This is a genomic window from Lentzea guizhouensis (assembly GCF_001701025.1).
Classification (GTDB): Bacteria; Actinomycetota; Actinomycetes; order Mycobacteriales; family Pseudonocardiaceae; genus Lentzea; species Lentzea guizhouensis.
In genome coordinates, this window is record NZ_CP016793.1 from 1350473 (window position 1) to 1362993 (window position 12521).

Annotated in this window: 11 protein-coding genes and 1 pseudogene; 4 read left to right on the top strand and 8 right to left on the bottom strand. The window is 71.6% G+C overall.

The features are described from left to right. Positions 1 to 269: 269 nt before the first annotated feature. Complete coding sequence (locus BBK82_RS06925; RefSeq protein WP_065914265.1) at positions 270 to 2369, top strand: M6 family metalloprotease domain-containing protein; 2100 nt, start codon at positions 270 to 272, stop codon at positions 2367 to 2369. A gap of 61 nt (positions 2370 to 2430) precedes the next feature. Beyond that, a complete protein-coding gene (locus BBK82_RS06930) occupies positions 2431 to 3255 on the top strand; it encodes a DNA alkylation repair protein (RefSeq protein ID WP_237048058.1) in 825 nt (274 codons plus the stop codon). 94 nt (positions 3256 to 3349) lie between these two features. Here the strand turns inward: BBK82_RS06930 and BBK82_RS49850 are convergent, their stop codons facing one another. After that, entirely contained in the window at positions 3350 to 4237 is an 888-nt protein-coding gene (locus BBK82_RS49850; RefSeq protein WP_065914266.1) for a peptidase inhibitor family I36 protein, read from the bottom strand. A gap of 384 nt (positions 4238 to 4621) precedes the next feature. On the opposite strand from BBK82_RS49850, the gene BBK82_RS06940 reads away from it, so the two are divergent. Both BBK82_RS06940 and BBK82_RS06945 read left to right on the top strand, forming a co-directional pair. After that, on the top strand, positions 4622 to 6946 hold the full coding sequence (locus BBK82_RS06940) for a hypothetical protein (RefSeq protein ID WP_065914267.1): 2325 nt from the start codon (positions 4622 to 4624) through the stop codon (positions 6944 to 6946). Further along, the gene (locus BBK82_RS06945; protein ID WP_154697117.1) at positions 6916 to 7158 is read left to right on the top strand and encodes a hypothetical protein; all 243 of its coding nucleotides are present in this window, start codon (positions 6916 to 6918) and stop codon (positions 7156 to 7158) included. The genes BBK82_RS06940 and BBK82_RS06945 overlap by 31 nt, the downstream gene beginning before the upstream one ends. Here BBK82_RS06945 and BBK82_RS06950 read toward each other — a convergent pair. The 7 genes and pseudogenes from BBK82_RS06950 to BBK82_RS06975 form a co-directional block, all read right to left on the bottom strand. Continuing rightward, the gene (locus BBK82_RS06950) at positions 7147 to 8193 is read right to left on the bottom strand and encodes a sensor histidine kinase (protein ID WP_083267828.1); all 1047 of its coding nucleotides are present in this window, start codon (positions 8191 to 8193) and stop codon (positions 7147 to 7149) included. The two genes, BBK82_RS06945 and BBK82_RS06950, sit on opposite strands and share 12 nt — an antisense overlap. Before the next feature lie 26 nt (positions 8194 to 8219). Further along, on the bottom strand, positions 8220 to 8882 hold the full coding sequence (locus tag BBK82_RS06955) for a response regulator transcription factor (RefSeq protein ID WP_065914270.1): 663 nt from the start codon (positions 8880 to 8882) through the stop codon (positions 8220 to 8222). After that, a complete protein-coding gene (locus tag BBK82_RS06960; protein WP_065914271.1) occupies positions 8830 to 9429 on the bottom strand; it encodes a VanZ family protein in 600 nt (199 codons plus the stop codon). The genes BBK82_RS06955 and BBK82_RS06960 overlap by 53 nt, the downstream gene beginning before the upstream one ends. Before the next feature lie 14 nt (positions 9430 to 9443). Continuing rightward, a complete protein-coding gene (locus tag BBK82_RS06965) occupies positions 9444 to 10664 on the bottom strand; it encodes a serine hydrolase domain-containing protein (RefSeq protein WP_065914272.1) in 1221 nt (406 codons plus the stop codon). Between the two features lie 91 nt (positions 10665 to 10755). Next, entirely contained in the window at positions 10756 to 10974 is a 219-nt protein-coding gene (locus BBK82_RS56630) for a response regulator transcription factor (RefSeq protein WP_418287483.1), read from the bottom strand. Between the two features lie 109 nt (positions 10975 to 11083). Beyond that, a pseudogene (locus tag BBK82_RS56635) lies at positions 11084 to 11434 on the bottom strand (response regulator); the annotation flags it as partial. Then, complete coding sequence (locus tag BBK82_RS06975) at positions 11431 to 12519, bottom strand: sensor histidine kinase (protein ID WP_065920869.1); 1089 nt, start codon at positions 12517 to 12519, stop codon at positions 11431 to 11433. The gene BBK82_RS06975 and the pseudogene BBK82_RS56635, both read right to left, overlap by 4 nt. Positions 12520 to 12521: the final 2 nt, after the last annotated feature.

Genomic DNA, 12521 nt, shown 5'->3' on the forward strand with positions numbered 1-12521 from the left:
GGAACACTGACAAGGAAGCTCACATGTTGGTTGGAGACTGAATCACGCACCGAGTGCCCGCATTCTTCCGGCGCTAAACAATGCGAGCAACTTGCACCGAAAGAGACCCAAAAGGCTCCACTGTAGACGTCCTTTCACGAGCCTTTTCGGCCAGTCGTGCCGACCCAAACCGTCTCTTGTGGAGCGATGGCCCAGCTGTTAACTGGCAACGCGCGCAACCGACGGCAGGCCGTGGCCGGGACACCGCGGTCTGCACCACGGTGAAAGCCATGGACCGCACTCCTGTTCGTCGCCGAAACCGGCGTACGTCATTGCTGGTCACCGCGATGCTGTCGGTCGGCGCACTCGTCGCCGGCACCTCCGGCGTGAACGCCGCCCCTCCCGACGCACCCCACTGGCAGTTCGACCACTGGCCTCAGCAGCAGCCGTGGCAGCAGTCGCGTGACGCCGCGAGAGTGGCGGCGCAGGCCGGTCTTCCCGGCCCGATCGACCCGCAGAACTGGGTCAACCCCGACCACATGACGTGGGAGAGGGACTACAAGAAGATCCCCGGCACCAACTGGGCCGATCCTGCGAAGCAGGGTTCGGTGCGCACGTTCAAGGGCGCGCTGGTGCTGCTCGACTACCCCAACCAGCCGTTCGTGGTGACGCAGCCCGCGCACTCCACGGTGTTCGGCAACCCGAGCACCGAGGCCAGCGGTGTGCCGCGCGAGCAGGTCGCGCAGTTCTACCAGGACTTCCTCAACTCACCGAACGGCCTCAACCGCGGCCACACCGTGCACGAGTACTGGATGGAGACCTCGGGCGGGCGCTACGGCGTCGACCTGAAGGCGTTCGGCCCGTACACGATGCCGGGCAAGGACCACGAGTACGCCATGGAGTTCCAGGGCGGCACCGGTTGCCCGGCCGGTGACACGTGCAACCGCAACATCCGCACCGACGGCCGTGCCGCGTGGGTGGCCGACGTCGGCGCCGAGGTGCCCGCGGGCTACGACTTCATCTACTACCTGTCGGCCGGTCAGGACGAGTCCGGCACGTGGCAGGAGTTCGGGATGATGAAGTTCCGGACCAAGGAGGACGTCACCGACGACTTCGGCCCGCCGGACCCCGCGCTGCCGAACTGGTCACGGACCCGGTACGTCGACTGGACGTCGTGGGCGGCGGGCTCGTCGATCTGGCCCAACGCGGGCGGCGGCTCGTCGACCCAGGCCGAGAGCTCCGGCCAGGGCGTCTACGCGCACGAGCTGAGCCACATCCTCGGCATCGGCGACAACTACAACAACCCGTACGGCAACCCGCCGCGACGTGACTACTCCGGCCCGTGGGACATGCTGTCGCGCGGCTCGTTCAACGGTCCCGGCGGCCCGCACTCGCGCTGGACCATCCCGGCCACCGGCGGCGCGTCGCTCGGCGCACAGCAGACCCTGCGCAACAAGATCAAGCTCGGCATCGTCGACGAGAAGAACGTCCTGCGGTTGTCGCGGGAGGCGCTGGCCGGCTCCGGCACGGTCATCGCGAAGATCACCGCCAGGTCCGTGCAGCCCGGCGCGAACGGGCTCACCGGCGTCAACATCGCGATGAACGCCGACCGGTCGCCGTCGTGCGACGTCACCACGAACCCGTTCTGCGACGGCGGTGGCTACAACAACTACACGCTGGAAGTCGTCGACCGCATGGGCGCCGACTCGTTCACCCCGGACTCCGGCGTGATGCTCGCCAAGACCAAGAACGCCGACGCGGCGCCGTTCACCTGGGTGGTCGACGCCAACCCGCAGGACATCGGCATGACCGACTACGTCCTGCCCGACGGCACCAAGGTCCCGATCACGGTCGGCGACTACCGGCAGCTGTCGGACGCGTTGTTCCACGCGGGCACCAACTCCGGCAGCGAGTTCGAGTACGTCGACGAGGCCAACCGGCTGCACTTCTACGTCCTCGACGTGAAGCGCGACTCGACCGGCGTGCTGTCCTACACCGTCGCCGTCCGCTCGCTGGACGGTGCCGGCCCGCAGCAACGGGGTGTGCGCCTGACGCCCACCGCCGCCGGCACGGGCTCGGACAGCTTGGCCACGTGCCGGTTCCCGCTGACCAACACCGGTCGCGCGGCCACCGCCGGCGGTCACCCCGAGGACGTCACCCAGTACCTCGGCGGTGACGTCTACCGCCTGTCCGCCAAGGTCGCGGGCAACGGCTGGACCGTCTCGCTGCCGAACGCGCTCACGACCGCGAAGTTCGGCGGCCGGGTGGACGTTCCGGTGCACGCCAAGCGGAACGGCGGTTCTCTCATGGCCAAGGTGACGCTCACGGCGACGTCCGAGAGCAACCCGGCGAAGACCGCGACCGCCACCTGCACGGTCGCCGGCCGCTAGTCCCGCTTGCCCCCGTCCGTCACCGACGTATTCTCTTGTCGGTGACGGACGGGAGGCAGCGATGACGGTGACCGAGGTGCTGGCCAGGCTGGCCGCGCTCGAAGACCCCAAGGCACGCGCCGTGAACGAGAAGCACGGCGACGACCACGGCGTGAACCTGGGCAAGCTCCGCGCGCTGGCCAAGGAGCTCAAGACCCAGCAGGACCAAGGGCCTGTGTCGAGGTCCATGTTCGCGACAGCCGGGCCTGAGGCGGCCCCTGGGGGCACGGCTGGGCAGCCCACGTACAACACCGGTACGCGGGCTGCCCAGCCGCACCGCCAGGAACCACCTCAGGCGCGACTCTCATCGAACGGGACCTCGACACAGGCCCTTGCCGTGCAACTGTGGGCGACCGGCGACACGGCCGCACGGCTGGTGGCGTTGCTGATCTGCCGCCCCAAGGCGTTCACCCGCGACGAGCTCGACACGATGCTGCGCGAGGCGCACAAGCCCAAGGTGCACGACTGGCTCGTGAACTACGTCGTGAAGAAGAGCGCCCACGCCGAGGACCTGCGCGTGACGTGGTTCGCCGACCCGGACCCCGTGGTGGCGAGCGCCGGGTGGGCGTTGACGGTCGACCGGGTGGCGAAGAAGCCGGAGGGCCTCGACCTCGACGGGCTGCTGGACGTCGTCGAGGAGGAGATGCGCGACGCCCCGCCACGACTGCAGTGGGCGATGAACCACTGCCTGGCGCAGATCGGGATCGAGCACCCGGAGCTGCGGGAGCGGGCGGTCGACATCGGCGAGCGGCTGGAAGTGCTCAAGAACTACCCGACGCCGCCGAACTGCACCTCGCCGTTCGCGCCGGTCTGGATCACCGAGGTGGTGCGCCGCCAGAACGCCTGACAACGCGCAAGGGGAGCGCTCGTGGCGAGCACTCCCCTTGCACAGCACCGGATCAGGCTGACGTCCCCCTGCCGGCCGTCAGCGGTCCGGCAGCTCAGTCACCGTGCGGGTTCTGCACGGAGACGTGGACGTGGTCGTAGTGGCCACCGGTGACACCGCTGCCCGCGGTGTAGTTGCGCCAGCCCTCGGACGAACGCGCGACGCTCCAGATCTTGCCCTGCCAGATCACGTAGCGGACGTCGAGCTTCGCGGCGTGCTTCTGCAGCCAGCGGGCGAGCTTCCAGCCCTGCTCCTTCTGCGCGGCGCTCGGGTAGGAGCCGATCGCGTTGGAGATGGTGCAGTCGAGCGCGTTGCCGGTGTTGTGGTTGCTCGTCGACGACTCGTAGCTGCGGTAGTCACCGACCCAGCAGTCCTTCTCGCCGGTCAGCGAGCGGATCTGGTCGTCGATGAACTGCGTGCGCTTCGTGGCCTGCGGAGCCCGTGCGGTGGCCGACGGGTGCGGGTTGGTCGCCGGGGTGCCGTAGGAACCGCCGGGGGGCGGGGTGGTGCCGCCGCCGTCGCCGAACTTGTGGGCGGCGTTCTCGTTCTTCAGGTCCGAGTTCAGGTTGACCTTGCCGCCGGCGGCGATCGTCTGCCGCGGGCCGGCGTAGCCGCTGTTGAAGTAGACCGTGACCGGGCCGCTGGTGCGGTTCCAGACGGAGGCGGCCTCGTTCTTCACGCACAGGCCCTTGCCGTTGCCCGCGCCCTTGAAGTCGTAGCAGCTCGGCTGCTCGTCGCCGTAGTCGGGGACCGACGAGGTGAAGTCGGACACCGAACCGGCGTGGTCGCTGTTGTAGTAGAGGCAGAACTCGCCTGCCTCGCAGGAGCCGTTGCGGGCGGTCGCCGCGTTGGCCGTGGCCGCGCCCATGGACACGCCGACCAGCGCGCCCATCATCGCCACGAAGGTGATTCTCTTGAGCGCCGAGAGCGCTGACTTCCTCATGGCCTGAAGACTCCCCAGCGGCGCTGACACTTCACTGACACCGCGTGCAAGCGTCGTGTCAGTGGGTCACCGTGCGGGATCTACCAGGAAAAACGGGTGGCGCCGGTGCGCGATGATGGTGTCGATGTCGATCCAGTTGGCGTTCGGGGTGACGGCCGGACCCGGGCTGTCCTGTCAGTCCGTGTCGGGCGGTACCGCCGTGCCCGGCGCACCGGTCGCGCTCGGTCCGGCCGACGCGGCGCCCGACGTGGTGCGGGAGGCGGTCGAACGGCTCGCTCTCCTGGTGCGGCAGGGCACGGTGACGGCCGCGGGGGCGGGTGTCGACCTCGGTGGCGGCTTCACCTCGGCCCGGCTGGCCGGCGCCACGGTGACCGGCGGGACGCGGTGCTGGCCGCGTTGCCGGTGCTCGGGGACGGCGTGCACCGGCTGGGCGACCGGACCGCCGGACTGGTGGCGCTGTTCGGCCTGCCGCGACCAAACGGGTCGGTGCGGCCGCACCGGGCCGTGGCGGAGCAGCGCTGGGCCGCGCTCCGGCTGGCGTCGGCGGCGTCGGACCTGCTCGGGCCGGAACAGCTGGAGCAGGTGCTCGATCTCCGCGCCCCGGCGGGCGTCGACCCGTTCCCGCACGGCGCGGCGTCCACTGTGGCCGATCATCTCGCGCGAGTGCTGGGCGGTTACCGGAAGCCGCGCAGGCTCGCGTTGGTCATCAGTCTGTGGGACCACGTGTGCGCGCTGCAGGAGGAACGACAGCGGGTGGTCCGCCTGGACAGGTCGCAAGTCCGCGCGGACCGGGTCGACAGGCTCCGCGAACGTCACCGCGCCCACTACGACGACGCGATCGTGCAGCGGCTGACCTGGGAGAACGGTGACCGTCCGCTGACGCTCGCCACCGCCGCCCGCTGGCAGCCGCCGTACTGGTGGACCTCGCAGGAGCTCCGTCGGCTGCTGCACGACGCCATCGCCGCGACCGCGTTGCTGCGGTTTGCCAGGACCCTGTCCGACGAAGGCCTCGCGGTGGCCGCTGAACGGCACCGCGCCGAGCTGGTGTCGGCCGACGCCTGCCTGTCCGAGGAGGCGCGGTCGGCGGCCTCACGCCGTCCTGAGGGCGGGTACAGCCATCCGGCGAGGCCGGGCGTCCACGTCCACCGGCTGGTGCGCGCACTGGACCGGGCCGGCACGGCGAAGGCCGAGGCGAGGATCACGGAGATGGCCGCCATGGCCCGCAACTACGGCACGGTCGTGTTCGACGCCGTGGACGCGGCGCTGGGCAACCTGGACGAGCCGCTGCGCGACCAGGACACCCGCCGGCCGTGGCGCTCGCCGCACCTGACCAGGTGGCGCGCGGAGGTCGGCCACCTCCGCGGGCCGGCCGGCTGGGAACAGCCGCCGTTGGCCGACGCGCACCCCGACGGCCCGAAACTGCCGCTGGCACAACGGATCGGCGACGAGGACCCGGCGACCGCCGAGGCACCGCACGACCTGCTCTGGTTCGCCGACCTCGCCGACGCGCTGGCGCCCTTCTACGGCAACAGGTCCGCCGTCGTGCGGCACGAGCGTCCCCTGCCGCTGCTGGCCTACCTTTCGCCGCAACCGGAGGAGCTCGAACGCCGACGCGCCGGCTCGGTGCCGCTCGCCGCCGCCGGGGTCGCGCAGCTGGTCATGTTCGGCGCGCAGCCGCCGCCGAGGTGCGGCGGCTGGGCCGAGCTGGTCGCAGGTGTCACGGCGGCCGCCTCGGTCGCCGAGGCCAGCACCGGCGGCTTCCCGATCCCGGCCGAACTGTCCTCTGTGGAGGGAAGTCTCGTCGCGGGGCTGACCGTGGAGCTCGGCCGCGAACCGCGCCGGCTCGCGGAGTGGTCCGGCTACATGGGCAACTGCATCGGCGAGTCCTGGTACAGCGACCAGGCGCGCAAGGGCCAGTGCGTGCTGATGGCGTTGCGCGACCCCGCCGACGGCCGCGTCGTCGCCAACCTCGACATCCGCCGCCACACCGGCGGCTGGCACGTGTACGAGCTGCGCGCGCGGTTCAACGACGACGTGGCGGACGACCTGGAGCAGCAGGTGAAGCAGTGGGTCGAGCGCCTGCCCGTGCCCGCGCCGCCCGCTCCCGAACCGCTGCTGCCCGTGCCGCCGGTGCGGGTGCGGGCGGGTCGGCCCGGCGGTCGGCCGGGCCGGTTGCCGAGCGAGCTGCTCCGCGCTGACCACCGCCGTGGAACGGGAGCTGGCCGCCGGCCGTGTCCGCCCGCCGGACCTACGCCGCGCTGGCCGCGGTCTCGGCCGCCCGGGGCACCCCGCCGACTTCGAACCGGACGCGGCGGTGGTCGCGTTGAAGCGGGTGGACGACCACACCGGCCTCGTCCGCTCGGCGTTCGCAGACGGGCTCGGCGCGACGACCCTGTGGCGGGCCACCGGGATCCGGCCGCTCACCGCCGGTGCGGCGCCTCGACCCGGCGCTGCGCGAGCACGACCGGCTGCACACCCTCACTGACGGCTCACCGCTGCCGCGCACGTTGCGGGCGTTGGTGCGGCGACCGGAGATCGCCCCCGCGCACGCCATGGACGTCGTGGCGCGGTCGGTCCGCGCCGCCATGGGTGCCCTGGTGGCCGACGGCGCGCTGGCCCGTGCAGTCGCCCGCCGTCCGTCCACCGAACTGGTGTGCGCGCTGGCGATCGTCGCCACCATGCAGTCCACAAAGGACGCCATTTCGGTAGCCGAGCCCAAGAAGACGACCGTTCCCGGCTTTCCCGCCAGCGACCTGAGCGACCCGGAGGGCCCGTGGCAGCAGGCGATGGCCGCGGCCGTCGACCTCGGCGCGCCCGCGGAGGAGTTCTGGCCGCGAATCGCCGAGCACGGGCTGCTCGTCCCGGCCGCGTTGCTGGGCAAGGGCGGCTGGCCCGTGCTGTGGAGCCGGCTACACCGCTGATTCCGGCAGCCGCACCGTGACGACCAGGCCGCCGGCGGGCCGGGCTTCGAGCTCGAGGGTGCCGTCGTGCGCGCGGACGATGCTGTGCACGATGGCCAGCCCGAGCCCGACGCCCGCGTGCTCGTCGGTGCGGACCCGCGCGGTGCCGCGCTGGAAGGGTTCGGTCAGGGTCGGCACGAGGTCCGCGGGCAGCGGCGGACCGGTGTTCTCGACCCGCAGCACGCTCACGCCGGACCACGACCCGGTGTGCACGGTGACGGTGCCACCGGTGGGGAGGTTGTGCACCACGGCGTTCTGGACGAGGTTCGTGACCATCCGCAGGAGCAGCGCCGGGGAACCGGCGGTCCTGGTCGGCTCGCCGGTGACGTCGAGGGTGGTCTGACGCCGTTCGGCGAGCGGCAGCAGCGTCTCCGCCGCCTCCTCCGCGACGAGCGAGAGGTCGACGGGCTCGCGGGTGAAGCCGCCCTGGTCGCTGCGGCTGAGCACGAGCAGCGCCTCGGTGAGGTCGATCGCGCGGGTGTTGACGACGTGCAGGCGTTCGACGAGGTCGTCGCGTGCCGGGTCCTTGCGGGCGACGTCGAGCAGCGACTGCGTGATGGCCAGCGGGGTGCGCAGCTCGTGGGAGGCGTTCGCGGCGAACCGGCGCTGCTCGGCGACGTGCGCCTCCAGCTGTTCGAGCATCGTGTCGAACGCGTCGGCGAGCTCGCGGAACTCGTCGGTGCGGCCGGGCAGCCGGATCCGGTGCGACAGCGACCCGTTCGTGGCCGCCCGCGCGGCGTCGCCGATCTCGGTGAGCGGCGCCAGCATCCGCCCGGCGAGCCACCACCCGCCCAGCAGCCCGAACACCAGCAGCCACGCCATGGCGATCGCGGCGGCGCTGCCGAAGATGCGCACCAGCAGATAGCGGTTGGGGGCGATGTACAGCAGGCCCTGCGAGTGGTCGGGCACATAACGCAGGAGGAACAACCACACGGCGGCCAGCAGCACCGCGCCCGCGACCATGATCACGCCGGCGTAGCTCAGGGTGAGCCTCATCCGGACGCTGAGCCCCGGCTGCCGGGTCACCCGGCGTCGATCCGGTAGCCGACGCCGGGCACCGTGACGATCAGCCAGGGTTCGCCGAGTCGTTTGCGCAGCGCGGAGACGGTGATGCGGACGGCGTTGGTGAACGGGTCGGCGTTCTCGTCCCACGCCCGTTCCAGCAGGTCCTCGGCGCTGACGACCCCGCCCTCCGCCGCGACGAGCACCTCCAGCACGGCGAACTGCTTGCGGGTGAGCGCCACGTACCGCCCGTCGCGGAAGACCTCGCGGCGGAACGGGTCCAGCCGCAGGCCCGCGATCTCGCGGACCGGCGGCCTGGCGTGCGCGCGCCTGCGGTCCAGCGCCCGCAGCCGCAGGACGAGCTCGCGCAGCTCGAACGGTTTGGTGAGGTAGTCGTCGGCGCCGAGCTCGAACCCGGACGCCTTGTCGTCGATCCGGTCGGCGGCGGTGAGCATGAGGATCGGGATGCCGCTGCCGGACGCGACGATCTGCCTGGCGACCTCGTCACCGGACGGGCCGGGGATGTCGCGGTCGAGCACCGCGAGGTCGTAGGCGTTGACGCTCAACAGCTCCAGCGCCGTGTCGCCGTCACCCGCGACGTCGGCCGCGATGGCCTCCAGCCGCAGGCCGTCACGGACGGCTTCGGCCAGGAAGGGCTCGTCCTCCACGATCAGCACCCGCATGGTCCGAGCCTAGGGAACCCGGCATATCGCCGCCGTATCCAGCGCGCCACCACGGCCACGACAGCACCGCGGCCAGCCCGGCGCCGGTCGCGTTGAGCAGCACGTCGTCCACGGAGGACACCCGGTCGAGCAGCAGCACGTACTGCGCGGTCTCGACGACCACCGAGCAGGCCGCCCCGAGCGCCAGCACCCGCGGCACGGACGCGAGCACCGGGAACCGCAGTGGCGCGAAGAACCCGAGCGCCGCGAACACCAGCAGGTTGCCGACGACCTGACCGGTGTCCCAGGAAAGCAGGTCCCGCAACGGCACCAGGCTCACCTCGCCGGCCTCGCCGAGCCGTTCGCCCGGCAACAGGATCATCCACACCGGCGGCACGGTCCCGTAGACCATGCCGACGTCAGCCAACGCCGTGCGCCACGGCCGGTCGCCTTTGCGCCGCCGCCAGCGCAGCACGCCGACCGCCAGCACGGCCAACGGCAGCGCGAACACCGTTGTCGCCACGACACCGGTGAACGTACCGACCCACTCTTGCCACGTGTCGAGCACTTGTTCTCCGTGTGTCAGGCCCGGCCGGTGATGGCGAGCTGCTCCTGGCCGAGGATGTCCTGCAACGGCACGTCGTCGTAGTTGCTGGTGACCGCGGTGGCCCAGCCGAGGTCCCGGTAGACCGTCCACGCGGCACCGCTGCCGGGGTTGGCCCCGGCGCGCCCGTACGTCCACATCCCGTCGCTGAGGTGGGTGGCCATGCCGTACGCCGCGAAGCCCAGGTGACCGGGTGGCGGCGGCTGCTGGCCGTCCTTGGGCTGGAAGTTGGGCTGCTTGGGTCCGGTGAGCAGGTCGACGAACGGCCGCTCCAGCACGGTGGCGTTCAGCAGCGCCTCCCCGAACCGCACGAGGTCCCGCGCGCTCGCGAACCCGCCGTCGGAGGCGTGGTCGATGAAGTTGCGGCCGGGGTTCTTGCCCGGTTCGAACGGCGCGATCCAGCTCTTGTCGAGGTTGCGCACGGCGTCCACCCGGCTGCCGTCGTGCTGGAGCATGTAGGAGTGCCCGATGTGCGGGTCGGTGAGCCACTGCGGCCTGGTGAAGAACCCCGCCCCGGTCATGCCGGCACGCCCGAAGACGTGCTCGTGCGCGTAGTCCCAGTACGTCTGACCGGTGACCTTCTCGACGATCTGCGCGGCGATGGCGAAGATGCCGCCGGTGCGGTCGTTGTCCGAGCCGGGCGGGAACTGCAGCGTCGTCTGCCGGGTCCACTGCTCGTAGTAGGCGTGCACTTCTTCTTTGCTGTGGAACACGCGCTGCAGGTCGTGCGCGGGATGTGTGAGGCCGGACGTGCCCTGGAGCAGGTGGAAGATCCGCACCCGGTCCGCGACCTCCTGCGGGAAACCGGTGAGGTGCTTGCCGATCGGGTCCTCCAGCCGCAACCTGTGCTGTTGCGCCAGCTGGAGGACCGCCACCACGACGAACGGCTTGACCGCCGAGCCGAGGTTGACCGCGATGCCCTCGTGGTTGCGGATGCCCTTCTCCCTGTCCGCCATGCCGTAGCTGCGCGACAACACCGTCCGGCCGCGGTACGACAGCACGACCGAACCGGAGAACCTGTCCTCGGCGGCCAGCTTCGTCATGTACCGGTCGTACGCCCCACCGGGCTTGGTGTCGGGCGGGATCCGGTCCTTGTGCGCATCCTTCTCGGCACCGGCCTGGCCGGTGCCGACCGCCACGCCCGCCAGCGCGCTCCAGCCGAGCACCTGACGCCGTCCCACACCTCGTGCTGACCCCATGGTTCCTCCCCAGTTGCTGGTGGGGTCCATGGAAGTGCAGCCGCGGTTGCCGGGACGTATCCGTTTCCCGATATGCCCGCGATACGCCGGCTCACACCAGGCCGTGCGACTGGGCGTAGAGGGCGGCCTGCGTCCGGTCGCGCAACCCGAGCCGGCCGAGGATGCGCGAGATGTGGTTCTTGACCGTGCCCTCCGACAGGTACAGCCGCTCGGCGATCTCCTTGTTCGTCGCACCGCCTGCGACCAGCCGCAGCACCTCGACCTCCCGCACGGTCAACGGTTCGCGCTGCCCACCCGACCGGTCCAGCACCGCCAGCCGCCGCGGCCGGGTCGAACTGCGCCACGCCCGCGGCGGCGAGCTTGACCGCGGCCGCCAGCTCCCGTGACGGCAGGTCCTTGAGCAGGTAACCGCTCGCGCCCGCCTGCAGCGACCGCACCACGTAGTCCTCGTCGTCGAACGTCGTCAGCATCACCACCCGGCAGCCCGGCGCCCGCCTGCGCAGCACCGCCACCGCCTCCACGCCGTCCATGCCGGGCATCCGCACGTCCATCAGCACCACGTCCGGTGCGAGCGCCACCGCCTGCGCCACGGCCTCGTGCCCGTCCGCGGCGGTGCCGACGACCTCGACGCCGGGCTGGATGCCGAGCAACGACGCGATGCCCTCGCGGATGAGCCGCTGGTCGTCGACGACGAGCACACGGGTCACGCCGCGCTCGGCTGCCTGACCGGCTTCGCCACCACCCGCGGTCGGCTCGACTCCCTCCCTCACACCGGCCTCGCCGCGGGAATCGTCACCGTCAGCCGCGTCCCCGCCGTCGTGCTCGCGAGCTCGACCCGCCCACCGGCGAGCGCCACCCGTTCCCGCATCCCCAGCAACCCGAACCCCTCCACCGCCGTCCCCATCCCCCGCCCGTCGTCGGTCACGGTCACCCGCGCGTGCTCGGCGTCGAGGTCCACCGCGACCGCGATCGACGTGGCCTCGGCGTGCCGGCGCGAGTTCGTGATCCCCTCCTGCGCGGCCCGGTAGAGCGCGTGCAACGCACCTGTCTCGTGCCCCTCCGGCGATCCGCTCACCACGAGCGCCACGTCGTCGCCCGCCAGCTCGTCGAGCGCCGCGAGCAGGTGGAACGAGCGCAACGACCGCACCGACTCGCGCACCTCGCCCAACGCCCGCCGCGCCGAACGTCCGGCGTCGAGGACGGCGGCCTTCGCGGTGGCGGGCTCGCGGTCGTGGAACGCGGCGGCCTTCTCCAGCTGCACCACGATCGCGGTCAGGTGGTGCCCCAGGTCGTCGTGCAGGTCCCTGGCCACCCGCGCCCGTTCCGCCGCCGCGGACAGCTCCGCCACCGTGCGGTGCGACTCCTGCAACCGGATCCGCCCGTCCCGCTCCCGCACCGCCACCGCGGCCATCGCGACGGTCAGCACCAGCCCGACGGTGAACATCACCAGGTCCGACACCTTCTCGACGTGCGCGTACCACTGCGGCGTGCTCACCACCGCGACCGCCAGGCACACCACGGCCAACGCGACCGCGACCCGTTGCCCGAACGCGAAGTACGCGGTCAACGGCACCAGCAACAGCAACAGCCGCGCCAGCCCCGACCCGTCCACGTACGCGATCCCGACGTACAACGCCGTCCGCACCACCAGCAACCCCGCCGCCACCGGCCTCGGCGTCCGCACCGGGTACCGCCGGTGCTCGACCAGGTCCACGGCCACCAGCACCACCAGCCCACCGACCAGCAACGGCAACCGCGTGACACCGAGCCCGGCAACCGCCGCGTACACCCCGGCGACCAGCACGGCGGCGCACAACACCGGCGAAACCCACGGCGCCGGTCGCGAGGTGTGCATGC

What these genes read in the sequence shown, in the direction of transcription:
- BBK82_RS06925 (WP_065914265.1), top strand. Translation starts at nt 270, where the DNA reads ATGGACCGCACTCCTGTTCGTCGCCGAAACCGGCGTACGTCATTGCTG.
- BBK82_RS06930 (WP_237048058.1), top strand. Translation starts at nt 2,431, where the DNA reads ATGACGGTGACCGAGGTGCTGGCCAGGCTGGCCGCGCTCGAAGACCCC.
- BBK82_RS49850 (WP_065914266.1), bottom strand. Translation starts at nt 4,237, where the DNA reads ATGAGGAAGTCAGCGCTCTCGGCGCTCAAGAGAATCACCTTCGTGGCG.
- BBK82_RS06945 (WP_154697117.1), top strand. Translation starts at nt 6,916, where the DNA reads ATGCAGTCCACAAAGGACGCCATTTCGGTAGCCGAGCCCAAGAAGACG.
- BBK82_RS06950 (WP_083267828.1), bottom strand. Translation starts at nt 8,193, where the DNA reads ATGAGGCTCACCCTGAGCTACGCCGGCGTGATCATGGTCGCGGGCGCG.
- BBK82_RS06955 (WP_065914270.1), bottom strand. Translation starts at nt 8,882, where the DNA reads ATGCGGGTGCTGATCGTGGAGGACGAGCCCTTCCTGGCCGAAGCCGTC.
- BBK82_RS06965 (WP_065914272.1), bottom strand. Translation starts at nt 10,664, where the DNA reads ATGGGGTCAGCACGAGGTGTGGGACGGCGTCAGGTGCTCGGCTGGAGC.
- BBK82_RS06975 (WP_065920869.1), bottom strand. Translation starts at nt 12,519, where the DNA reads ATGCACACCTCGCGACCGGCGCCGTGGGTTTCGCCGGTGTTGTGCGCC.